The organism is Nonomuraea sp. NPDC049646, from assembly GCF_044465525.1.
Classification (GTDB): domain Bacteria; phylum Actinomycetota; class Actinomycetes; order Streptosporangiales; family Streptosporangiaceae; genus Nonomuraea.
On the sequence record NZ_JBITLU010000022.1, the window covers coordinates 48,759 to 69,522 of the forward strand.

A 20,764-nucleotide genomic window follows, 5' to 3' on the forward strand; every position below is an offset into this window, starting at 1 on the left:
CTATTACCGTACCTGTTTTGTGCCCAGCTCGGTACGTCGTATGGGCGTGGGGCGTCAGTGGCCCAGCCAAATGGCCCTAATACGCCCGACTTCCGACATTCTGCGCTCAGCTAGCCTATCCGCTGCCACAGCCGGAGGAACGCCCTCGTCCGCCGCGATCCCGAAGATCTTCAGAGTCGTGTCGTAGATCTGGGCCGCCTTCGCCCTGGCCCGGTCCATGCTGAAGCCCTCGATCTCGTCGGCGACCTGGATGACGCCGCCGGAGTTGACCACGTAGTCGGGCGCGTACAGGATGCCGCGGTCGGCCAGCTGCTTCTCCACGCCGGGATGCGCGAGCTGGTTGTTGGCCGCGCCGCAGACGATCTTCGCCCGCAGCCCGGCCACCGTGGCGTCGTCGAGCGCGCCGCCCAGCGCGCAGGGCGCGAAGACGTCGATGTCGGACGTGGTGAGCGCCTGGGCGTCGGCGACCACCTCGACCTCCGGATGCCGCTGGCGCACCCGCTCGACGGCCCGCGGGTCGACGTCGCAGATCACCACCTCGGCGCCGTCCTCGCGCAGGAGGTCGACCAGGCGGTGGCCCACCTTCCCGACCCCCTCGACGCCGACCCGCCTGCCGTGCAGCGACGGCGTGCCGAAGACCCGCTCGGCCGAGGCGCGCATGCCCTGGAAGACGCCGAACGAGGTCAGGACGGAGGAGTCGCCGGCGCCGCCGTGGGCCAGCGTGCGGCCGGTGACGTGGCGGGACTCGCGGGCGACGACGTCCATGTCCTCGCTGAAGGTGCCGACGTCGCAGGCGGTGATGTAGCGCCCGCCGAGCGACTCGACGAACCTGCCGTAGGCGCGCAGCAGCGCCTCGCTCTTGACCTTGGCCGGGTCGCCGATGATCACGGCCTTGCCGCCGCCGAGGTCGAGGCCGGCCAGGGCGTTCTTGTAGGACATGCCCTTGGCCAGATTGAGCACGTCGGCCAGGGCCGCCTGCTCGTTCTCGTACGGATAGAACCTGGTGCCGCCGAGCGCGGGCCCGAGGGCCGTGCTGTGGACGGCGATGATCGCACGCAGGCCGCTCTGCTCGTCGGCGCAGAAGACGACCTGCTCGTGGACGTCCTTGTGGGACGTGCCGAAGACGTCGGTCACGGTAGTGACTCCCTGTCCGGTCCACCGCTCCTTCGCGGCGGAGGTCACTCTCAGACTAGTGAGCCCGACGGTGCGCGCAGGTGCTCTTCGTGACACGATGCCTCCGTGCTGCCCTATGCCGCCTACCTCCGCGTCTATGAGCCACTGACCGCGTTCGCCGAGTCCGAGCGCAAGCTGTGGGCCGACTACGCCGACTCACGCGACCGTCCGCGCCGGGCGAACGCGCTCAACGCGGAGCACAGCGAGTCGGTCATGCGCCTGCTCGGCATGCCCCCTCAGCCCGTTCCCGCCCAGGAGAGCCCCAATGCCTATCTGCGGCGCGTTGAGGACCGTTTGTACGTATGTCCCTGGCAGACCCGTCTGCGGTCGTGGCTGGCCTTCTCACGGCTTCGTGGCGCCACTCCCGTGAAGCTGATGGACCGGCTCGTGCCCAAGGCCATCGCCGAGCAGACCGCCGACGACTTCGACCGGTTCAAGCGCCGGGCCGGTTCGTCCGCCTTGCGTACGCACATTCGCACCACGGCGTGGCATGTGCCGCCATCGTGGTTCGTGCCGTTTGATGGGAACGAGCGCTGGCTGGTGCTCGGCTCCTCCACCCCGGGACAGGACGTGACGACCACTACGGGCCGTAACCTCATCTACGTCACCTCCATGGCGCAGGCCAGGAGGCGGGCGGCCCGCGCCCTCAACGTGATGCGCCGGCACCTCGGCGACGCGTCCTCCAACTTCGACGTGGAGGACATCGCGCGCTGGCTGGAGGAGTTCCACCCGCACTCGCTGGTCGAGCTCGACTACGGCGGCCTGGTCCACCTGATGAACGACGACGCCCTCCAGGCCGACCAGTCGGTTGCTGAGCTTTCGGCCGCTTTGACCGGTCTGGACACGGGTCAAGAAGAACTTGCCTATGCCATGTACCAGCGCGTCATCCTTCGGTGGAAGTCAATGCAACAGCTGGAATCTGCCAACTGACCCCCAAAACAACCGTCTGACCTGCATGAGTAGGTCACGTCTCGCGGCTGCTCTCTTCTGCGAACTGAGTAGTTTGCCGTTTTCACTGCGATACCACGAACCGTGTCGCTAGAATCACCGAGCGTGACATCGCCATGGGGGCGGGCAGTTGGGTCAAAGAAGGGCTCGCCAATCGCTCTGCGTGGCGGTATGGTCACATCGGGTGATGCCGCATATGGCTCAGAAAAGCCGCACGCTCTGCGCCATAGGGGGACATCCGTGACACGCGCAAAGGCAGTCACAGGATCGCTAAGCCGGTCCACACGGAGGAGAGGCCGCACAAATGTCAGCTCGTACACCCGAGGCCGAGCCACTGCTCACGCCCGCTGAGGTCGCGACCATGTTCAGGGTCGACCCCAAGACCGTTACGCGGTGGGCCAAGGCGGGCAAGTTGACGTCGATTCGTACCCTCGGCGGTCATCGGCGTTACCGGGAGACCGAGGTTCGCGCACTGCTGGCGGGCATTCCGCAGCAGCGTTCCGAGTAGTCGCAAGGGTCGTCACGAACCTCAGGGGGGTTGAGGGTGGACCAGGTACGCTTGCCCGGTCCACCGACGTGACGTCGCACGGGGAAGTTGGCGTCGCCCGCCCGGCGCCACTCTTCCCCCGCTACGCCAGTTGCTCGCCGGTGAGCACGTCGAGCAACTCGCCGACCTCGCCGTCGTAGGAGGCGGCCACGCCCAGCAGGGCCACCATGTGGTCGACCAGCATCTTCTCCAGGATCGGCCGCTCGACGTCACGGTGTTCCAGCCAGTCGAGGCCGGCCGTCTCCACCGAGGCGATCCACGAGCGCAGCGTGGTGCGCAGCACCGGGCTCGGCTCCTCGACGCGCATCTGCTTCTGGATGAGGCGGAACAGCCTCCGGCGCACGCCGTCGACGATCTCCCCCACCTCGCCCGCCCGGTTGGCGGGCCCCCCGCGCAGCAGCGCGGCGAAGCCGGCGGCGTGCTCCTCGACGAAGTCGAAGTAACGCCCGAGGCCCGCGGCCAGCTCGTCGAGCGGCCTGCCGCCCTCGGCCGGGCGCAGCCGCGACTCCAGCTGCTCGGCCGCGCTCCTCAGCGCGGCCACGTAGAGCTCCTGCTTGCCGCCGAAGTAGTGGTAGACGAGCGCCCGCGAGGCGCCTGCCGCGGAGGCGACGTCGTCGATCGAGACGTCCTCGGCGTCACGGGTGCTGAACAGCTCCAGCGCGGCCGCCATGAGCTCCTCGCGACGGCGGTCCACGCTCAGCCTTCGGCGTGCGGGGCGTGCCGTCTCGGCTGACTTCCCGGGTGTCACACCTGCACAGTATCCGACGGCATGCCCAATAGCGGACGTGTGGCGAATGGGTCAATATCGGGCTTCCCTAACCCGAAGCCGTACCCTGCGGCTTACTCGATCGTTTGGTGAGACAGGTGCCCATATCCGCATCGCGGGGGAGACACATGTCAGGACCGCCCGTCAACACTTCAACCATCGCCGAGCTCCGCGAGGTAGACCCATTGCCTCGGCCACGACCCACCATCCGCAACGTCGCCGAGCGAGCCGGCGTCTCGAAGTCGCTGGTCTCACTCGTGCTGCGCGGATCCCCGCACGTGAGCGAGCATCGGCGGCAGGCAGTGCTCCAGGCGGCGCGCGAGCTCGGCTACCGGCCGAACGCGGTCGCGCGCAGCCTGGTGGAAGGACGTACACATCTGGTCGGGGCGCTCGTCGCCGACCTGCACAACCCGTTCTACGCCGAGTTCCTCGACGGCCTGCAGGAGAGCCTGCACGGCGACGGGCTGCGCATGCTGATCGGGAACAGCCAGTGGGACCCGGCGTTCGAGGACGAGGCCGTCGAGGCCTTCCTGGAGCTCCGGGTCGACGGGCTGGTGCTCTTAGGCATCGCGCCGACCAGCGAGACGCTGATCGAGGCGACCGCCTACACCCCGACCGTCGTCGTGGGGGAACGTGACATCGAGCTCGACGGCGTCGACATCGTGGTCGACGACGACCAGCTCGGCGCCAGGCTGGCCATCGACCACCTGGTGAACCTGGGGCACAAGCGGATCGCGCACATCGAGGGCCCCCGGTCCTCGCGCTGCGAGGGCTACCTCGTGGCGATGCGCAGGCATTCGCTGGCCCCGTACATCATGGTCGAGGCGGCGGACGCGACCGAGGAGGGCGGCCGCGAGGCGGCGATCGCCCTGCTGACCCGCGACCCGCGGCCGACGGCCGTGTTCGCGGCCAACGACGTGGTGGCGCTGGGCGTGCTGGCCGCCGCGGCCGAGCTGGGGCTGCGGGTGCCGGACGACCTGTCCGTGGTCGGCTACGACAACACCCACCTGTCGGCCTCGCGGCACATCTCGCTCACCTCGGTCGACCAGCCGCGCCGCGCCATGGGCCGGTCGGCGGCCGCGCTGCTGAGCGACAGGATAGGCGAGCCGGCCAAGGGCGCCCGGCTGCGCGAGATCCAACCCGAGCTGATCGTGCGCCGCAGCACGGGACCCGCCTGAGGGGATATCTGCCGGTTGCGCTGCCGTTGCGGGCCTTTACCGGCGCCGCAATGGCACGGCGGGCCAATGCGCAGGTCTCTCGTCAGCAAGCCCGCCCAAAGCCTGGGTCAAGCCGTACGGCAGCGTCGCCGGACGGCGGTTTACTCGTCAGGGTCATGCTAATTGTGGCCGAATCTGGTTCGGTCACGATCTGATCCGGGGGACAGTCATGCGTGATCCAGAACTGGTGTCCTGCGCCCAGCGCGCGGCGGCCGAGCTCGAACGCGCCTGGGGGCACTGGCGCGCGGGCAGGGGGCGGGGCACCGACGTCGGCGCCGAGTCCGTCGCCAGCTACGTGGCGCATTCCCTCGACCATCCGTGGGGCCGCCCCCGCGTCGTCCTCGGCCTGGACGCCGAGGACGCGCGGGAGCTGGCCGCCCTGCTCGAACGGCAGGAGGTTGGCGAGCACGTGTGGTGAAGCGGACGGCGAAACCGCCAGGCGGACCGTCGCAGCGGTCCCGGTCCGGCACTTCGGCAGGGTCGCGGCCCGACTCGCAGGATTGCTGTTGATACGGGCCTGAACGCGTGGCTTCACGTAAGTTGGAGCTCATGCGTGCTCTACCAGCCACCGTCCTCGCCGTCTGCGGCCTGATCGCCTCCGCGTGCGGCGGCACCGAGCCTGGTGGCGCCGCGGCAGGTCAGGCCCCCTCCACCGCCCAGGAGCCCGGCACTGCGGCCGTCCAGGACGGGCCGAAGGAGACGGCCACGGCGAAGCAGGCGCCGCCCGGCGCCAAACCGCTCGCCGGCAAGGTCATCGTCATCGACCCCGGGCACAACGGCGGCAACTACCGCCATCCGGCCGAGATCAACCGCCAAGTCGACGTGCTGACCAAGAAGAAGGCCTGCGACACGACCGGCACGGCCACGAAGAGCGGCTACACCGAGGCCGCCTTCACCTGGGACGTCTCCAACCGCATGGCGAAGATCCTCAAGCAGCGCGGCGCGACCGTCAAGCTGACCAGGTCCGACAACGACAGCGTCGGGCCGTGCATCACCCAGCGGGCCGCGATCGGCAACAAGGCCGGGGCCGACGCCGCGATCTCGGTCCACGGCGACGGCTCGGACAACCCCTCGCACCGGGGATTCCACGTGATCCTGCCGAAGAAGATCAACGGGCCGGTCGACAAGGTCGTGGGCGCCTCGACCAAGCTGGGGATCGACGTACGCGACGCCTACCTCAAGGGCACGGGCATCCCCTACTCCAACTACATCGGCAGCAAGGCACTGGACTTCCGCAACGACATCGGCGGGCTCAACCTCTCGACCGTGCCGAAGGTGCTCGTCGAGTGCGGCAACATGCGCAACGCCGTCGACGCGGCCAAGTTCCAGGATCCGAAGTTCAGGCAGCGGATCGCATTGGCGCTCGCGAACGGGATGCAGCACTATCTCGAAGCATGATTCCTCGCCCAGAGCTGCTCAGTGATCTTTCCGGCTCCTTCGAGCTGACCTCGGGCGCGACCGTCGCCGGTCCGTACGCGGACGCGGTACGTCGCGCGCTGCCCCTCCTCGACCTGCGCCCGGGTGACTCGGGCGAGATCGAGGTACGCCAGGACCCCGCGCTCGGCGCGGAGGCCTACCGGCTGATCACCGGGTCGCGGGGGATCGAGATCGTCGCCGGCGGGGCGGCGGGCGCGTTCTACGCCGCGCAGTCGTTGCACCAGTTGCTGCCGGACGCCTCCTACCGGTTCGCCGAGGGCGCGTCGTGGCCCGTGCCCGGGGTGCGGATCGAGGACGCGCCGCGGTTCGCCTGGCGAGGGCTGCACCTCGACGTGGCCCGGCATTTCTCCCCCAAGCGGGAGGTGCTCCGGCTGATCGACCTGATGGCCGTGCACAAGCTGAACCGGCTGCACCTCCACCTGGTCGACGACCAGGGCTGGCGGGTGGAGAGCCGGGCGTACCCGCTGCTTCACGAGGTCTCCTCGCACCGGCCGCGCACGGCCGTCAACTACTACCGGGAGCCGGAGGCGTACGACGACATCCCGCACGGTGGCTACTACACGCTGGAGGACCTGGCCGAGATCGGCGCGTACGCGCGGTCCAGGTTCGTCACGGTGGTGCCCGAGATCGACGTGCCGGGGCACGCCTCGGCGATCCTGGCCGCCTACCCGGCGCTCGGCGCCACCGGCGAGCCCTACGACGTGCTCGACCGGTGGGGCATCTCGCCGGCGATCCTGTCGCCGCTGCCGCCGACCGTCGAGTTCCTGATCACGATCTTCGACGAGATCATCGGCGCGCTGGGCGAGGTGCCCTTCTTCCACATCGGCGGGGACGAGGTCGTGCTCGACCACTGGGCCCAGTCGGCGCAGATCACCGCCTACCGCGAGTCTCTGGGGCTGTCCACGGTGCCCGACCTGCAGGCGTATTTCCTGCGCGAGCTGGCCGACGCCCTCGCCGAGCGCGGCGCGCGGGCCGTGGTCTGGGACGAGGCGTTCGTCAGCGGCGGGCTGCGCCAGGACACCGTCGTCATGCCGTGGCGCGGCATGGGCGTCGGGCGGCGCGCCGCCGCGGCGGGCCACGACGTGGTCGCCACCCCGGTCTTCCCGCTCTACTTCGACTACGCCGAGGCGGCCTCCGCCGACGAGCCGATGGCCATCGGCGACACCACCACGGTGGCCGACGTCGCCGCGTTCGACCCGGCCCCCGCCGACTGGACGGACGAGGAGCGGGCGCGCGTCATGGGCGTGCAGGCCCAGCTCTGGACCGAGCGGGTGCCCGACCCGCGGACCGTCGACTACCGGCTCTGGCCGCGGTCGTGCGCGCTGGCGGAGGTGGCCTGGGCCGGCTCGGGCGGCGAGGGGTTCGCCGGGCGGCTGGCGGAGCACCTGCCGCGGCTCGACGCGATCGGCGTGGAGTACCGGCCGGCGGCGGGCCCGCACCCGTGGCAGCGGCGGCGTCCGCACCGGCCGAGCGGCGTGAAGGTGAACGAGGTGATGGAGCGCATCGACGCCATGACGCACGACGCGGAGTCGACCAGGCCGAGCGTCTGAGCGGCGGTCACATGGGCGCGGGGCGGTCGTTGAGTATGCGCTGGAACAGCACGTGGTCCTGCCACTCGCCGTCGATGCTGACGGCGCGGGGTGCCAGGCCGTACTCCTCGAAGCCCGCCTTGCGCAGGACCGCCTGCGAGGCCTTGTTGTGCACGAGCGTGCCGGCCTCCACCCGGTGCAGGCTCAGGTCCTCGTCGGCGGCCCGGCACGCCTCCAGCACCGCCTTGGTGGCCAGCCCGCGCCCGTTGTAGGCGGCGTCCACCCAGTAGCCCAGCGACGCGCTCTGGGCGGCGCCGCGGATGATGCTGTTAAGGTTCATCCGGCCCACGACGCGGTCGCCGTCCGTGAGCACCCACGGCATCACGAAGCCGGCCGCACGGTCCTCGGCCAGTCGTTCGAGGCGTGCGGCCTGGCCCGCGGTGGTGAAGAAGTCGGCCGGCCTGCGGGGCTCCCAGGGGCGCAGGAAGTCGCGGTTGCGGCGGTAGGCGTCGGCCAGCGCCTGTGCGTCGGACCTGGCGACGGCGCGCATGACGACGTCGTCGGTGAGCTTCACCTCGGCATTGATCACGATTCCACGATAGAGCGCCCTAGGCAGTGCGGCCGATCGCCTCGGTGACGGAGGACAGGCCGTGGCGGCGGACCCGGCGGGCGAGCTGCCGGTGGATGCGGGCGGCCCACAGCGGGCCGCCGTAGATCCAGCCGGTGTAGCCCTGGACCAGGGTGGCCCCGGCCAGCAGGCGCTCCCAGACGTCGTCGACGTCCTCGACGCCGCCCACGGAGACCAGCGTGAGCCGGTCGCCGACCTTGGCGCGCAGCCGGCGCAGCACCTCCAGCGAGCGCCCCTTGAGCGGACGCCCGGACAGGCCGCCGGTCTCGCCACCGTGCCTGATGGTGGTGTTGGTCGCGATGATGCCGTCGAGGCCCAGCTCCACGGCCAGGTCGGCGACCGCGTCGACGTCTTCGTCGGCCAGGTCGGGGGCGATCTTCACCAGCAGCGGCGTACGGCGCGGCGTCGCGTCGGCGACCTCCTTGACCGCGGCCAGCAGCGGGCGCAGCAGCTCGACCGCCTGGAGGTTGCGCAGGCCGGGCGTGTTGGGCGAGCTGACGTTGACCACCAGGTAGTCGGCCAGCGGGGCCAGCTCCCTGGCGCCGGTCACGTAGTCGGCCACCGCCTCGGACTCCGGCACCACCTTGGTCTTGCCGATGTTCACCCCGACCACGACCGGCACCCCGCGCGTACGGCGCAGCCGCCGGGCGGCGGCGCGGGCGCCGGAGTTGTTGAAGCCCATCCGGTTGATCACCGCCCGCTCCCCCACCAGCCGGAACAGGCGCGGCCGCGGGTTGCCGGGCTGGGCGTGCGCGGTGATGGTGCCGACCTCGACGTGGCCGAAGCCGAGCGCGGCGATCGCCTCGGCGCAGGCCGCGTCCTTGTCGAACCCGGCGGCCAGGCCGAACGGGCCGGGGAAGTGCACGCCGAACGCGGTCACCCGCAGGACCGGGTCGTGCGGGGCGAACGCTCGGTGGAGCAGTCGCTTGAGCAGGGGCAGCCGGGCGAGCACGGCCAGGCCCTTGACGGTGAGACGGTGCACGGCCTCGGCGTCGAAACGCCGCAAGACCTGCGAGAACACGAGGCGATACATCACGGGTCAGGCTACCAATCCCGCCTCGTGGGCGATGATCGCGGCCTGGACGCGGTTGCGCACGTCGAGCCGGGTCAAGATCGTGCTCACGTACGCCTTCACGGTGCCCTCCACGATGTGCAGCCGCTTGGCGATCTCGGCGTTCGACAGGCCCGCGCCGAGCAGGGCGAGGACCTCCCGCTCGCGGTCGGTGAGCAGGCCGACGCGGTCGCGGGCCTGCGCCTCGCGGGCCATCCGGCCGCCGCCGAGCTGGGCGATCACCCGCTGGGCCACCTTGGGCGACAGGTACGCCGCGCCGTCGGCGACCGCGTGGATGCCGGCGATCAGCTCGCGCGGGTCGCCGGACTTGAGCAGGAACCCGGCGGCCCCCACCTCCAGCGCCCTGGCGATGTAGTCGTCCTCGCCGAACGTGGTCAACATCACCACGGCCGTGGCGGGCGCGACGCGGCGCAGCTCGGCCGCGGCGGCCAGGCCGTCGAGGCGCGGCATGCGGATGTCGAGCAGCGCGACGTCGGGACGGTGGCCGATGGCCAGGTCGACGGCCTGTCTGCCGTCGCCTGCCTCGGCGACCACCTCCAGGGACGGGTCGGAGTCGAGGATCGCCCTGACCCCGGCCCGGATCATGGCCTCGTCGTCGGCGAGGAGTACGCGGATCACGCCCTCTATATTGCCGACATGGCACAGGTGAAGGTTTACGGGCGTCGTGACGTGTGGGGCGGACGGCAGCGGGAGATCTCCGATCTGCTGCAGTCGTGCCTGGTGAGCGCCTGGGGCGTGCCCGAGGAGAAGCGGTTCCACCGGTTCCTGCTGCTGGACGCCGACGACTTCGTCTGCCCCGGGCGCAGCGCGAACTATTTGATCATCGAGGTCGTGTGCTTCACGGGACGCAGCGACGACGCCAAGCGCGCGCTGATCCGGTCGATCTACGAAAAGTCGGGATACGACCCTGAGGATGTGGAGATCACGATCATCGAGATGCCCAAGGTGAACTGGGGGATCCGGGGCGTTCCGGCCGACGAGCTGACGCTGTCGTACAAGGTGGAGGTCTAGCGTCAAGGGTGGCCTGGGGCGGGCGGTATGGTCCGAGTCATGAGCACTCACTATGACGTCGTCGTTCTCGGCGCGGGTCCGGGAGGATACACGGCCGCCGTCCGCGCCGCCCAGCTCGGGCTGCGTACCGCGGTCGTCGAGGAGAAGTACTGGGGTGGCGTCTGCCTGAACGTGGGCTGCATCCCGTCCAAGGCGCTGCTGCGCAACGCCGAGCTGGCCCACATCTTCCACAACGAGGCCAAGACGTTCGGCATCAGCGGCGAGGTGAGCTTCGACTACGGCGCGGCCTTCCAGCGCAGCCGCAAGGTGGCCGACGGCCGGGTCAAGGGCGTTCACTACCTGATGAAGAAGAACGCCATCACCGAGTACGACGGGCGCGGCACCTTCCTCGACGCCAACACCCTGCAGGTCAACGATGAGACGATCACGTTCGACCACTGCATCATCGCGGCCGGGGCCACCACCAGGCTGATCCCGGGCACGCAGTTGTCGGAGCGGGTGGTGACGTACGAGGAGCAGATCCTCACCGAGGACCTGCCGCGCAGCATCATCATCGCGGGCGCGGGCGCGATCGGCGTGGAGTTCGCGTACGTGCTGCACAACTACGGCGTCAAGGTGACGATCGTGGAGTTCCTCGACCGGGTCGTGCCGCTGGAGGACGAAGAGGTCTCGGCCGAGCTGGCCAAGCGCTACAAGCGGCTCGGCATCGAGGTGCTGACCTCGACCCGCGTCGACGGCATCGAGGACACCGGCGGCTCGGTCAAGGTCACCGTCACCCGCGACGGCCAGACCCAGGTTCTCGAGGCCGACAAGGTCATGCAGGCCATCGGCTTCCAGCCGCGCGTCGACGGCTACGGCCTGGAGAAGACCGGCGTGCAGCTCACCGAGCGCGGCGCCATCGCCGTCGACGGCCGCTGCCGCACGAACGTGCCGCACATCTTCGCCATCGGCGACGTCACCGCCAAGCTCATGCTGGCCCACGCCGCCGAGTCGATGGGCATCATCGCCGCCGAGACCATCGGCGAGGCCGAGACCATGGAGCTCGACTACGTGATGATCCCGCGGGCCACGTACTGCCAGCCGCAGGTGGCCAGCTTCGGCTACACCGAGGCGCAGGCCCGCGACCTGGGCTACGACGTCAAGGTGGCCAAGTTCCCCTTCACGGCCAACGGCAAGGCCCACGGCCTCGGCGACACCGCCGGGTTCGTCAAGATCATCAGTGACAACACCCACGGCGAGCTCCTCGGCGCCCACCTGATCGGCCCCGAGGTCACCGAGCTGCTGCCCGAGCTGACGCTGGCCCAGCAGTGGGACCTGACCGTGCACGAGGTCGCGCGCAACGTGCACGCGCACCCGACGCTCGGCGAAGCGGTCAAGGAGGCGATCCACGGCCTCGCGGGCCACATGATCAACATGTGATCCCGTCGCGCGGATGCGCATCCCGGTGCTCGTCCATCGGGATGCATCCGGCCGGGGTCAGGCCCAGACGTACAGGGCGACGCCGAGCAACGCCACGGCCAGCGCCGAGGCCCAGCCGCGCAGCGTGTTCCACCGGGTCCAGCGCGGCGCGTACGCCCGCCAGGCCAGGTCGCCCGCCTCCAGGGCGTTGTTCATCGGCACGTTGATCGCGGCCGTGACGGCGATCGAGCCCAGGAAACAGACGACGGCCGCCGCGAACGCGAGCATCGCCGGCCCGCCGTCCCCGCCGATCAGCAGGAACACCCCGGCCAGCAGCGAGGCCACCGGCGCGAGCGTGAACGTCGACAGGAACCCCGGGTTGAGGATCTTCCTGTTCATGCTGCGCATGGCGGCCGCCGCGCCCTCCTCCCCCACGGCGTCCAGGCCGGGCATGACGGAGGTGGAGAAGGCGAAGAACACGCCCGCCATCAGCCCGTTCAGGACGAGGGCGAGGACCGAGGAGACGACCGCGAGTACGCTCACGTCCCCATGATCCCTTAAGTCACACTTGTCCGGAAACGGGACGCCCATCGCGATTCTCATTGAACGTTCATTTATTCCTGAGATGTCTCTGAGACCGGAGGCACAACGTGGTGCCCGTGCCTCCAACGAACGCGCAAACACAGATCGGACGGCTCGGCGCCGTCACCGTACGTCTGGGGCTCTTCGGACTGGTCGCGCTGGGCATCCTGGGCGCCGGCCTGGAGCTGGCCTTCGAACGCCACTGGCAGTCCTGGCAGCAGCTGGTTCCCTGGGTGGCGCTGCTGGCGCTCGGGTCCGCGCTCGTGCTGCTGGCCCTGGACGCCTCGCGCCTCACCCTCAAGGTCGTCCGCGGGATCGCGCTGGTGGTGCTGCTCGCCTCCGCCTACGGCGTGTACGCGCACATCTCGGCCAACCATGACATGGGCGCCTTCGACCCGCGCTACGCCGACACCTGGCAGACCCTCTCCCCCCTCACCCAATGGTGGTACGCGCTGACCAAGTCCGTCGGCCCGGCCCCGCCGCTCGCGCCCGGCATGCTCGCCCAGAGCGCGCTCCTGCTGCTGCTGACCACGCTGGCCCCCGCCAGGGCCAGGGAGAACGCCTGATCACACCCCGCAGGCGGCCCGCACGTCGGCGACGAGCCGTTCGGCGGCGGCCACCGTACGGCTGATCTCCTCCGGCGTGCCGCCGACGCCGGCGAGCAGCGCCTGGGCCCGCTCGCCGAACCCGGCCGGCGCCGAGGGCAGCCGGCCGGCGGCGGCGACCATGCCCTTCTCGTTGATCAGCCAGGCGCCGTCGGCCGCGTGCAGCGCGTGGCAGGCGACGCCGATCGCGCGGAACAGCGCCCCGGCGGCGTACACCGGGTCGCGTCCGGCGGCGCCGTACTCGGCGATCGTCAGCGAGAAGGCGGCCTCCCACAACCCCTGGACCAGCGCCTCGCGCAGCGCGGGCGGGTACGCGGCCGTCTCGGCGCGCAGGGCCGCCAGCTCGCCGGACGGGTCGGCCAGCACCTTGCACAGCGCCACCTCGCCCGCGTAGGCGTGGGAGTAGAAGCCCAGCGGGTGGCCCGCCTGGACGCCGATCTCGTACCGTCCGGCGCGGCAGCCGTCCCAGACGCGGCGCACCCGGTCGAGGTCGCGGTAGATCCAGTCCACCCGCCACCCCTCGACGGTGAGCCAGCCGCCGCCGTCGACCCACGGGCCCCAGCCGCCGGGCTCGGTCACCTCGGTCGGCTCGCCGGTGGTCTCCAGGGCGAGGGCGCGCAGGTCGCCGACGGCGAGCGGCCCCCGGTAGTACAGGCCCAGATCGATGTCGGAGTCCGGCCGGTGGGTGCCGCGCGCCCGGCTTCCGCCGAGCGCGACCGCCACCACGCCGGGCACCTCGGTCAGCTTCGCCGCGATCTCCCGCAGCCGTTCGTCACGCATGCCGGTCCGCCATCCGTCCAACCTACCGAAGGCCCAAATCGCATATTTACGAACCACTCCGGCATTTCTCGCGTCACACTCTGCACAGCCCGGTGTGTGATCCACGAGACTGGAGAGACCGAAGTGGCGTCAGGTCGCAAACTCGTAGCCATGGCCGTGATGACGGCCGCCGCGCTCACCACGGGAGGGGCCGTGGCCCGGGGTGAGTCCCGCCCGGCCGCCGCCACGGTCCGGGAGCCGGCCCCGGTGACCACCACCTCTCTGACCACCACCCCGCTGACCAGCACCCCCGCCGCGGCAGAGCCCGCCTGCATGCGGATCAAGGGCGCCGAGGTGTGCGTGGGCCCGGACGGCAGCGACCGGCCCGGCATCTGGGTCGAGGACACCCGCAACGACAAGCTGCACGCCGCCGTCGAGTACCACCTGAACGAGTACCTGGGCACCAAGTACGTCATCCACAACCTGGGCGGCAAGGGCGAGATCCGGGGCAACCGCGAGATCGGCAGGACCGTGACGTTCCGGGCCGCCGTCTACGAGGGCAACCACCGCGTCCGGGTGGGCCGCTGGAAGACCGTCCGGAACCTCACCAAATACCCGGTCAAGCGCGACACCGGCGTCACCCCGGCCGCCGCGCGGGGCCGTGCGGAGCTGTGCTCGTACACCAAGGGCGGGGCGAGCGTGTGCTTCCACGAGCGCGACACGTACGTCTTCGCCTGCGACACCAGGGCCGACGAGTACCAGGCGCGGGCCGAGTACTTCGTGGCCGGCGACCCGACCGCCCGCTACGAGATCCACCAGCTCGCCGGCCTCAACACCTGCGGCAAGGCCGAGCACGGCGACCAGTCGATCAGCATGTACCGCGCGTCGGTCTACAACGGCTCCCACCGGGTCGCGACCCGGCAGTACAAATACAACTAGTTTGCAAGCGGCCCCGCAAGCCGGTTGAAATCGGGCCAATGCACTGTGTGGTCATCCCAGAGAGGAAGGAACCCCTCGATGACCGCCTCCCGTACCGCCGCCGTCCTGACCGGTGTCGCCGCCGCGGCCCTGGTCACGCTCGCCTCCTCCCCCGCCCAGGCCGCCTCGGCCGCTCCATGGGGCCCCTACTACGCCCCCGGTCACGCCGCCAAGGCGACCGGCTCGCTGAGCGCGACCGGCGAGGACCACGCCGACCTGCCGACCGCCGACGTGGTGCGGATCTCCGGCAAGCTGACCGACCGCACCCGCAAGGACTCCTCCTGCGGCTGGGCGGTCTTCCGCATCACCTACCGCGACGGGAGCAACCTGCCCAACAAGGAGCGCAGCGTCCGCAACTGCTCCTACAGCTCCGCCAAGCCGTTCTCCTTCGAGTACCACGACGTCTACCAGGTCGAGCTGAAGGTCTGCGCCGAGGGCAAGGGCTCCAAGCCGTCCCTGAACTGCCTGTACGCCGGCACCTGGAAGACCCTCTACCTGTCGAAGTGACGACCCGAGGCGGCGTCCCGCCCATCCCCCGATCGGTGGATGGGCGGGACGCCGCTCCCGCGTGATGCTCGGCTCATGACAGTCATCGAGATCGACGACCTGCGCAAGAGCTACCGGCACACCCGGGCCCTCGACGGCCTCTCCCTGAGCGTGGGACGCGGCGAGATCTTCGGGCTCGCCGGGCCCAACGGCGCCGGGAAGACGACGGTCGTGGAGTGCGTGTCCGGGCTGCGGCGTCCCGACGGCGGCCGCATACGGGTGCTGGGCCTCGACCCGCAGGGCGACCGGCGCGCGCTGCTCCAGCGCGTCGGCGCCCAGTTGCAGGAGGCCGCGCTCCCCGACGGCATCAAGGTCGGCGAGGCCCTGCGGCTCTACGCCTCCCTGTACGACCACCCGGCCGACTGGCGGGCCATCATGGACGAATGGGGCCTCACCGACAGGAAGGACGCCCGCTTCGGCGGCCTGTCCGGCGGCTGGAAGCAGCGCCTGTTCATCGCGCTGGCCCTGGTCGGCGACCCCGAAGTGGTCCTGCTCGACGAGCTGACCACCGGCCTCGACCCCGACGCCCGCCGCACCACCTGGGGGCTGATCCGGGCCATGCGCGACCGCGGGATCACCGTCGTCCTGGTCACCCACTTCATGGACGAGGCCGAGGCGCTGTGCGACCGGATCGCCGTCGTCGACCGCGGCCGGGTCGTGGCCGAGGGCAGCCCGCGCGAGCTGATCGGCCGGGCGCGGGCCGCCTCCCTGGAGGACGCCTACTTCACGCTGACCGGGAGGGCCGAGGCATGAAGGGCTTCACGAGGGTCGTCGCCGTCGAGCTCAGGCTGGGGCTGCGCGACCCGATGTCGGCGTACTTCGCGCTGGGCTTCCCGCTGGTCATGCTCTGGGTCAAGCTGCGCGGCGGCGACCGGCCGCTGCCCGGCGGCGAGCGGCTGGTCGACGCCACCGTGCCGATGCTGACCGTCTTCGTCGTGGGGCTGGCCGCGCTGGTCGTCCTGCCCGCCACGCTGGCCCAGTACCGGGAGCGCCGGGTGCTCAAGCGGCTGCGGGCCACGCCCGCCACGCCGTTCATGCTGTGCGGCGCCCAGTGGGCCGCGCACATGCTGCTGGCGGTGCTCGGCAGCGTGCTGCTGGTCGTCCTGGGCGTGGCCGGCTACGGGTTGGGCGCGCCCGCCAGCCTGCCCGGCGTGCTGCTGGCCTGGCTGCTCGGCGCGCTCAGCCTGGGCGCGGTCGGGCTGCTCCTGGGCGCGCTGGCCCCCAGCGGGCGGGCGGCGACGGTGATCGGGCTCGCCCTGTTCTTCCCGATGGTGTTCCTGTCCGGCGCGGTGATCCCGCGCGAGACCATGTCGGGCTCGATGCGGGCGATCGGGGACCTGACGCCCATGGCGCCCGCCGTCCAGGCGATCCGCGACGGCTGGTCGGCCGGCGCGCTCCCGCCGCTCGCCCTCGGGATCATGGTGGCGGTCAGCGCCGTCGCGGGCGGCCTCGCGGTGAAGGCCCTGCGGTGGTGAGCCGGTGGGAGCGGGCCACCGCGGCGCTGCCGTACCTGCTGGTGCTGCTTCCCGCGCTGTTCTCGCTGCTGCGGACGTGGCGGGTCGAGGTGCTGGCCCTCGCGCTGTTCGCGGCGGCCTGGCACTGGTTCGTGGTGGCCTTCCGTCCCGGCTGGACGGCGCGGGCGTGGGTGGCGGCCGGGTACTTCGTGGTGCTGCTGGCGGTGGTCGCGGCGCTGGTGCGGATCGACCCGGTCTTCACCGTGACCGGGGTGGGGGTGTTCGTCCAGTGCTTCGCGCTGCTGCCGGGGTTGTGGGCGTACGCCGGGATCGCGGTGACGGTCGGGACGCTGGTCGCCGCCCGTCCGCCGGCCGGTCGCACGCCGGTCGAACTGCTGGCCTCGTTCGTGGTCGGGGTGCTGGTGGCGTCCATGACCGGGCTGGTCTTCCAGACCGTCTCCGAGCAGAACGCGCAGCTCAAGGAGAAGAGCGCCAGGCTGGCCGCGCTCGCCGAGGAGAACGCCGACCTCCAGGCCCGGCTGCTGGTCCAGGCCCGGGAGGCGGGCGTGCTGGGCGAGCGGCAACGGCTGGCCCGGGAGATCCACGACACCGTGGCCCAGGGGCTGACCGGCATCCTCACCCAACTGGAGGCCGCCGACGAGGCCGTCGCCCGGGCCGTTCCCGGGAACGCCATGGCGGTGCCCGCGGTGCGTGCGCGGCTGGCGACCGTACGGGAGCTGGCCAGGGAGAGCCTGACCGAGGCGCGCCGCTCGGTCCAGGCGCTGCGCCCGGCGCCGCTGGCGACGGCGGCGCAGCTCGGGACCGCCCTGTCGGAGGTGGCGGCGGTCTGGTCGCGAACCTGCGAGGTGCCGGCCTCGGTGTCGGTCACGGGCGACGCCCGGCCGCTGCACACCGAGGTGGAGAGCACGTTGCTGCGGGTGGCGCAGGAGGCGCTGGCCAACGTGGGCAAGCACGCGCGGGCCTCCCGGGTGGGGATCACGCTGTCGTACATGGAGGACGTGGTGGCGCTCGACGTCCGCGACGACGGGACCGGCTTCACCCCGGGCTCCGCCGGCGGCCCGGACGGCGGGTTCGGGCTGGTGGCGATGCGGCAGCGGGTCACCCGCCTGGCCGGCACCCTCGCCGTCGAGAGCGCCCCTGGCCAGGGCACGGGGATCTCCGCTACCGTTCCGGCCATCCCCGCCGACCCGGGAACGTGAGCCCATGCCGGTACGCCTGATCATCGTCGACGACCACCCCGTGGTCCGCGACGGGCTGCGCGGCATCTTCGAGACCGACGGCTTCGAGGTGGTCGGCGAGGCGGCCGACGGCGCCGAGGCGCTCGCGGTGGCCCTGCGCACCGCCCCCGACGTCGTGCTCCTCGACCTGCGCATGCCGGGGCCGAGCGGCGCCGAGCTCATCCGCCGGCTGCGCGCGCAGTGCCCCGGCACGCACGTGCTGGTGCTGACCACCTTCGGCGACGACGCCGACGTGGTGCCCGCGATCGAGCAGGGCGCCACCGGCTACCTGCTCAAGGACACGCCGCGCGCCGAGCTGCGCCGGGCCGTGCTGGCCGCGGCCCGCGGCGAGAGCGTGCTGTCGCCGGCCGTGGCCGGGGTGCTGACGCGGCACGTCCACCCCCCGGAGCAGCGCGCGCTCAGTCCGCGGGAGCTCGAAGTGCTCGGCCTCATCGCCCGCGGCGCGACCAACCGCGAGGTGGCCAGGAAGCTGTTCGTCACCGAGGCCACCGTGAAGACCCACCTGCTGCACGTCTTCGCCAAGCTGGAGGTCAAGGACCGGGCGGCGGCCGTCGCGGCGGCCTACGACAGGGGCCTGCTCAAGCCCGCCTGACCGGCCGGGGCCCGCTCAGGCCCGCCTGGCCGCCGTGAAAGTTTCAGCGCCGATTGACGGGCCGGACCCCACGTCGCATGATCATGCTTGCCTCCTGGTCAGGAGGGGGCGTCGAGCCATACCGCTACCCACGGCGAGGTACCCCGATGCCTGGCAAGATCCTGCCCAGGGCCGCGACCGCGGCCCTCCTGACCCTCACCACGCTGATCGCTCCCCCGGCGCGCGCCGACGACGTCACCCCCGTCACGGTGACCGTCAACGCCCGCGCCGCCCTGGCCACCGCCCCCGAGACCGGCATCGGTTCCAACCATGCGATCTGGGACGCGAACCTGGGCACCGACCAGACCGCCGACCTCCTCAAGGACGCCGGCGTCAAGCTGCTGCGCTACCCCGGCGGCTCCTACTCCGACATCTACCACTGGGCCGACCACACCGCCCCCGGCGGGTACGTCGCCCCGAACACCGACTTCGACACCTTCATGCGCGGCGTACGGCGTACCGGCGCGCAGGCCATGGTGACCGCCAACTACGGCACCGGCACCGCCGAGGAGGCCGCCGCCTGGGTCCGGCACGCCAACGTCACCAAGGGCTACGGCGTCAAGTACTGGGAGATCGGCAACGAGAACTACGGCAACGGGCACTACGGCAGCGCCTGGGAGGCCGACAACCACGCCGACAAGAGCCCGGCCGAGTACGCCCGCCACGTCGTCGCCTACGCCGACGCCATGAAGGCGGCCGACCCGACGATCAAGATCGGTGCGGTGCTGACCACCCCAGCCAACTGGCCCGACGCCATCACCGCCGAAGGCGACGACGGGAGCTGGAACAAGGTCGTCCTGTCCCTCGCCGGGCCGAAGATCGACTTCGTGATCCTGCACTGGTACCCCGGCGCCCTGGACAAGGCCGGACAGGTCCCCGACATGATCCGGCTCACCCGGCAGCAGCTCGCCGCGTACGCCGGGCCCGGCTCGGACCGGATCGGCATCGCGATGACCGAGTTCAACACCGGCTCCAGCAGCAACGGCACCAACACCCAGCCCGGCGCCCTGGCCGCCGCCGACGCCTACGCGACCCTGCTGGCGAACGGCGTGTTCACCGTCGACTGGTGGAACGTGCACAACGGCATCGGCAACGTCACCGAGGTCGAAGGGCACACCGACTACGGGGACTTCGGGCTGCTGTCCAGCGGGGTCTGCAACTCCTCCGGGGTCTGCGAGCCGCCGCTGAACACGCCGTTCGCGCCGTACCACGCGTTGCGCATGGTCAGCGCGTTCGCCCGGGCCGGTGACCAGTTCGTCACGGCGGCGACCGACCAGCCCAAGGTCAGCGCGCACGCCGTCCGGCGGCCGAACGGCGACCTGGCGGTCATGCTGATCAACACCTCGCCGGACACGTCGTACCCGGTCGCCGTGGACTACGCGGGCTTCACGCCGGCCGCGGGCGCGCCCACCGTGCTGACCCACGTCAACGGCGCGACCGCCATCACCACCGCGACCACCGGCACCGCCACCAGCCAGACCCTGCCGCCGCTCTCGCTGACCACCGTCGTCGTGCGTCCCGCCGCACTTCAGGCCGGCCTTCCCGGCGCGCCGGGACGTCCGGCGGCCTCGAACGTCACCGACCGGGCCGCCGTCATCTCCTGGCCCGCCGCCGCCCCCGGCGCCCGCCCGATCGTCAAGTACGAGCTCCACCGCCAGAACGGCGCCGTCAGCGAGCAGCTCGGCGAGACCGCCGGCACCTCCTACACGGTGGGCAACCTCAAACCCGGCACGACCTACACGGTCAACGTGATCGCCCGCGACAGCGGCGGCGGCGTCTCCTGGGCCTCACCGCCCCTGACCTTCACCACCGGCACGCCGGCGACCAGCTCCTGCGCCGTACGGCTCACCGACCAGACCGACTGGGGCAGCGGCTACGTCGGCGCCGTCGAGATCACCAACAACGGCGCCCCGGTCAACGGCTGGACCCTGAGCTTCACCTGGCCGAGGGCCTGGCAGAGCCTCGGCAGCGGCTGGAGCGCCACCTGGACCCAGACGGGCTCGAACGTCAAGGCCGTCAGCGAGCCCGGCAACGCCTCCCTGGCCACGGGGGCCTCGACCACGATCGGATTCGTCGGCAACTACGCCGGCCCGAACCTCCTGCCCGCCGTCTTCACCCTCAACGGGACCACCTGCACCACCAAACCGTAACCCGCCCTCCCACCCCCGCCCCTCTCTCCGCCCCTGACCACGGACCCCACCGCCTGGCCGACCTGCCCCTCCGA

23 protein-coding genes are annotated in these 20,764 nt (G+C 71.3%); 16 read left to right on the plus strand and 7 right to left on the minus strand.

Annotated features, from left to right (window positions below):
• Positions 1 to 54 precede the first annotated feature (54 nt).
• Positions 55 to 1,134: a Glu/Leu/Phe/Val dehydrogenase dimerization domain-containing protein gene (locus ACIBQ8_RS44010; RefSeq protein ID WP_352320458.1), complete on the minus strand. Its 1,080-nt coding sequence runs from the start codon at positions 1,132 to 1,134 to the stop codon at positions 55 to 57.
• Between the two features lie 105 nt (positions 1,135 to 1,239).
• Between ACIBQ8_RS44010 and ACIBQ8_RS44015 the strand changes: the two genes are divergently transcribed.
• Positions 1,240 to 2,103: a hypothetical protein gene (locus ACIBQ8_RS44015; protein WP_352320456.1), complete on the plus strand. Its 864-nt coding sequence runs from the start codon at positions 1,240 to 1,242 to the stop codon at positions 2,101 to 2,103.
• A gap of 322 nt (positions 2,104 to 2,425) precedes the next feature.
• Positions 2,426 to 2,629 carry a developmental transcriptional regulator BldC gene (gene bldC / locus ACIBQ8_RS44020; protein ID WP_013133571.1) on the plus strand — a complete coding sequence of 68 codons (204 nt, stop codon included), beginning with the start codon at positions 2,426 to 2,428 and terminating at the stop codon, positions 2,627 to 2,629.
• 121 nt (positions 2,630 to 2,750) lie between these two features.
• On the opposite strand, the gene ACIBQ8_RS44025 is transcribed toward bldC, so the two are convergent.
• The gene (locus ACIBQ8_RS44025) at positions 2,751 to 3,362 is read right to left on the minus strand and encodes a TetR/AcrR family transcriptional regulator (RefSeq protein WP_397179237.1); all 612 of its coding nucleotides are present in this window, start codon (positions 3,360 to 3,362) and stop codon (positions 2,751 to 2,753) included.
• A gap of 257 nt (positions 3,363 to 3,619) precedes the next feature.
• On the opposite strand from ACIBQ8_RS44025, the gene ACIBQ8_RS44030 reads away from it, so the two are divergent.
• From ACIBQ8_RS44030 to ACIBQ8_RS44045, 4 genes are all read left to right on the plus strand, one after another.
• Positions 3,620 to 4,612 (plus strand): LacI family DNA-binding transcriptional regulator, encoded by a 993-nt coding sequence (locus tag ACIBQ8_RS44030; RefSeq protein WP_397179236.1) that lies wholly within the window; start codon positions 3,620 to 3,622, stop codon positions 4,610 to 4,612.
• A 208-nt stretch (positions 4,613 to 4,820) separates the two neighbouring features.
• The gene (locus tag ACIBQ8_RS44035) at positions 4,821 to 5,069 is read left to right on the plus strand and encodes a hypothetical protein (RefSeq protein ID WP_125645653.1); all 249 of its coding nucleotides are present in this window, start codon (positions 4,821 to 4,823) and stop codon (positions 5,067 to 5,069) included.
• 131 nt (positions 5,070 to 5,200) lie between these two features.
• The gene (locus ACIBQ8_RS44040; protein WP_397179235.1) at positions 5,201 to 6,049 is read left to right on the plus strand and encodes an N-acetylmuramoyl-L-alanine amidase; all 849 of its coding nucleotides are present in this window, start codon (positions 5,201 to 5,203) and stop codon (positions 6,047 to 6,049) included.
• Complete coding sequence (locus ACIBQ8_RS44045; protein WP_397195115.1) at positions 6,046 to 7,638, plus strand: beta-N-acetylhexosaminidase; 1,593 nt, start codon at positions 6,046 to 6,048, stop codon at positions 7,636 to 7,638. Before ACIBQ8_RS44040 ends, ACIBQ8_RS44045 begins: the two co-directional genes overlap by 4 nt.
• 7 nt (positions 7,639 to 7,645) lie before the next feature.
• Here the strand turns inward: ACIBQ8_RS44045 and ACIBQ8_RS44050 are convergent, their stop codons facing one another.
• The 3 genes from ACIBQ8_RS44050 to ACIBQ8_RS44060 are packed head-to-tail and all read right to left on the minus strand — an operon-like array spanning position 7,646 to position 9,935.
• Positions 7,646 to 8,206 (minus strand): GNAT family N-acetyltransferase, encoded by a 561-nt coding sequence (locus tag ACIBQ8_RS44050; RefSeq protein WP_397179233.1) that lies wholly within the window; start codon positions 8,204 to 8,206, stop codon positions 7,646 to 7,648.
• Between the two features lie 19 nt (positions 8,207 to 8,225).
• The gene (locus tag ACIBQ8_RS44055) at positions 8,226 to 9,278 is read right to left on the minus strand and encodes a quinone-dependent dihydroorotate dehydrogenase (protein ID WP_397179232.1); all 1,053 of its coding nucleotides are present in this window, start codon (positions 9,276 to 9,278) and stop codon (positions 8,226 to 8,228) included.
• A 6-nt stretch (positions 9,279 to 9,284) separates the two neighbouring features.
• Positions 9,285 to 9,935 carry a response regulator gene (locus ACIBQ8_RS44060; RefSeq protein ID WP_397179231.1) on the minus strand — a complete coding sequence of 217 codons (651 nt, stop codon included), beginning with the start codon at positions 9,933 to 9,935 and terminating at the stop codon, positions 9,285 to 9,287.
• 18 nt (positions 9,936 to 9,953) lie between these two features.
• Between ACIBQ8_RS44060 and ACIBQ8_RS44065 the strand changes: the two genes are divergently transcribed.
• Positions 9,954 to 10,328 (plus strand): tautomerase family protein, encoded by a 375-nt coding sequence (locus tag ACIBQ8_RS44065; RefSeq protein WP_352361002.1) that lies wholly within the window; start codon positions 9,954 to 9,956, stop codon positions 10,326 to 10,328.
• Positions 10,329 to 10,367: 39 nt separating this feature from the next.
• Complete coding sequence (lpdA, locus tag ACIBQ8_RS44070; RefSeq protein WP_397179230.1) at positions 10,368 to 11,747, plus strand: dihydrolipoyl dehydrogenase; 1,380 nt, start codon at positions 10,368 to 10,370, stop codon at positions 11,745 to 11,747.
• A gap of 57 nt (positions 11,748 to 11,804) precedes the next feature.
• Here lpdA and ACIBQ8_RS44075 read toward each other — a convergent pair whose 3' ends face one another.
• Positions 11,805 to 12,269: a DUF1772 domain-containing protein gene (locus ACIBQ8_RS44075; protein WP_397179229.1), complete on the minus strand. Its 465-nt coding sequence runs from the start codon at positions 12,267 to 12,269 to the stop codon at positions 11,805 to 11,807.
• 116 nt (positions 12,270 to 12,385) lie between these two features.
• Between ACIBQ8_RS44075 and ACIBQ8_RS44080 the strand changes: the two genes are divergently transcribed.
• Positions 12,386 to 12,874: a hypothetical protein gene (locus ACIBQ8_RS44080; RefSeq protein WP_397179228.1), complete on the plus strand. Its 489-nt coding sequence runs from the start codon at positions 12,386 to 12,388 to the stop codon at positions 12,872 to 12,874.
• Here ACIBQ8_RS44080 and ACIBQ8_RS44085 read toward each other — a convergent pair whose 3' ends face one another.
• Positions 12,875 to 13,693 (minus strand): nucleotidyltransferase domain-containing protein, encoded by an 819-nt coding sequence (locus ACIBQ8_RS44085; RefSeq protein ID WP_397195116.1) that lies wholly within the window; start codon positions 13,691 to 13,693, stop codon positions 12,875 to 12,877.
• A gap of 150 nt (positions 13,694 to 13,843) precedes the next feature.
• Between ACIBQ8_RS44085 and ACIBQ8_RS44090 the strand changes: the two genes are divergently transcribed.
• The 7 genes from ACIBQ8_RS44090 (at position 13,844) to ACIBQ8_RS44120 (ending at position 20,690) form a co-directional block, all read left to right on the plus strand.
• Positions 13,844 to 14,611 (plus strand): hypothetical protein, encoded by a 768-nt coding sequence (locus tag ACIBQ8_RS44090; RefSeq protein ID WP_397179226.1) that lies wholly within the window; start codon positions 13,844 to 13,846, stop codon positions 14,609 to 14,611.
• Positions 14,612 to 14,689: 78 nt separating this feature from the next.
• On the plus strand, positions 14,690 to 15,157 hold the full coding sequence (locus ACIBQ8_RS44095) for a hypothetical protein (RefSeq protein ID WP_397179225.1): 468 nt from the start codon (positions 14,690 to 14,692) through the stop codon (positions 15,155 to 15,157).
• Positions 15,158 to 15,232: 75 nt separating this feature from the next.
• Positions 15,233 to 15,949 (plus strand): ABC transporter ATP-binding protein, encoded by a 717-nt coding sequence (locus ACIBQ8_RS44100; protein WP_397179224.1) that lies wholly within the window; start codon positions 15,233 to 15,235, stop codon positions 15,947 to 15,949.
• Positions 15,946 to 16,671, plus strand: coding sequence for an ABC transporter permease (locus ACIBQ8_RS44105; protein ID WP_397195117.1), 726 nt, complete (start codon positions 15,946 to 15,948; stop codon positions 16,669 to 16,671). The genes ACIBQ8_RS44100 and ACIBQ8_RS44105 overlap by 4 nt, the downstream gene beginning before the upstream one ends.
• Positions 16,665 to 17,870, plus strand: a complete 1,206-nt coding sequence (locus ACIBQ8_RS44110; protein ID WP_397195118.1) for a sensor histidine kinase — start codon at positions 16,665 to 16,667, stop codon at positions 17,868 to 17,870. Before ACIBQ8_RS44105 ends, ACIBQ8_RS44110 begins: the two co-directional genes overlap by 7 nt.
• A gap of 4 nt (positions 17,871 to 17,874) precedes the next feature.
• Complete coding sequence (locus ACIBQ8_RS44115) at positions 17,875 to 18,501, plus strand: response regulator (protein ID WP_397195119.1); 627 nt, start codon at positions 17,875 to 17,877, stop codon at positions 18,499 to 18,501.
• Positions 18,502 to 18,647: 146 nt separating this feature from the next.
• Positions 18,648 to 20,690 (plus strand): cellulose binding domain-containing protein, encoded by a 2,043-nt coding sequence (locus tag ACIBQ8_RS44120; RefSeq protein ID WP_397195120.1) that lies wholly within the window; start codon positions 18,648 to 18,650, stop codon positions 20,688 to 20,690.
• Positions 20,691 to 20,764: the final 74 nt, after the last annotated feature.

Bases quoted from the DNA above. Each gene is read 5' to 3' on its own strand.
- bldC (WP_013133571.1), top strand. From the start codon at position 2,426: ATGTCAGCTCGTACACCCGAGGCCGAGCCACTGCTCACGCCCGCTGAG.
- ACIBQ8_RS44035 (WP_125645653.1), top strand. From the start codon at position 4,821: ATGCGTGATCCAGAACTGGTGTCCTGCGCCCAGCGCGCGGCGGCCGAG.
- ACIBQ8_RS44040 (WP_397179235.1), top strand. From the start codon at position 5,201: ATGCGTGCTCTACCAGCCACCGTCCTCGCCGTCTGCGGCCTGATCGCC.
- ACIBQ8_RS44045 (WP_397195115.1), top strand. From the start codon at position 6,046: ATGATTCCTCGCCCAGAGCTGCTCAGTGATCTTTCCGGCTCCTTCGAG.
- ACIBQ8_RS44055 (WP_397179232.1), bottom strand. From the start codon at position 9,278: ATGTATCGCCTCGTGTTCTCGCAGGTCTTGCGGCGTTTCGACGCCGAG.
- ACIBQ8_RS44065 (WP_352361002.1), top strand. From the start codon at position 9,954: ATGGCACAGGTGAAGGTTTACGGGCGTCGTGACGTGTGGGGCGGACGG.
- lpdA (WP_397179230.1), top strand. From the start codon at position 10,368: ATGAGCACTCACTATGACGTCGTCGTTCTCGGCGCGGGTCCGGGAGGA.
- ACIBQ8_RS44085 (WP_397195116.1), bottom strand. From the start codon at position 13,693: ATGCGTGACGAACGGCTGCGGGAGATCGCGGCGAAGCTGACCGAGGTG.
- ACIBQ8_RS44090 (WP_397179226.1), top strand. From the start codon at position 13,844: ATGGCCGTGATGACGGCCGCCGCGCTCACCACGGGAGGGGCCGTGGCC.
- ACIBQ8_RS44095 (WP_397179225.1), top strand. From the start codon at position 14,690: ATGACCGCCTCCCGTACCGCCGCCGTCCTGACCGGTGTCGCCGCCGCG.
- ACIBQ8_RS44100 (WP_397179224.1), top strand. From the start codon at position 15,233: ATGACAGTCATCGAGATCGACGACCTGCGCAAGAGCTACCGGCACACC.
- ACIBQ8_RS44105 (WP_397195117.1), top strand. From the start codon at position 15,946: ATGAAGGGCTTCACGAGGGTCGTCGCCGTCGAGCTCAGGCTGGGGCTG.
- ACIBQ8_RS44115 (WP_397195119.1), top strand. From the start codon at position 17,875: ATGCCGGTACGCCTGATCATCGTCGACGACCACCCCGTGGTCCGCGAC.
- ACIBQ8_RS44120 (WP_397195120.1), top strand. From the start codon at position 18,648: ATGCCTGGCAAGATCCTGCCCAGGGCCGCGACCGCGGCCCTCCTGACC.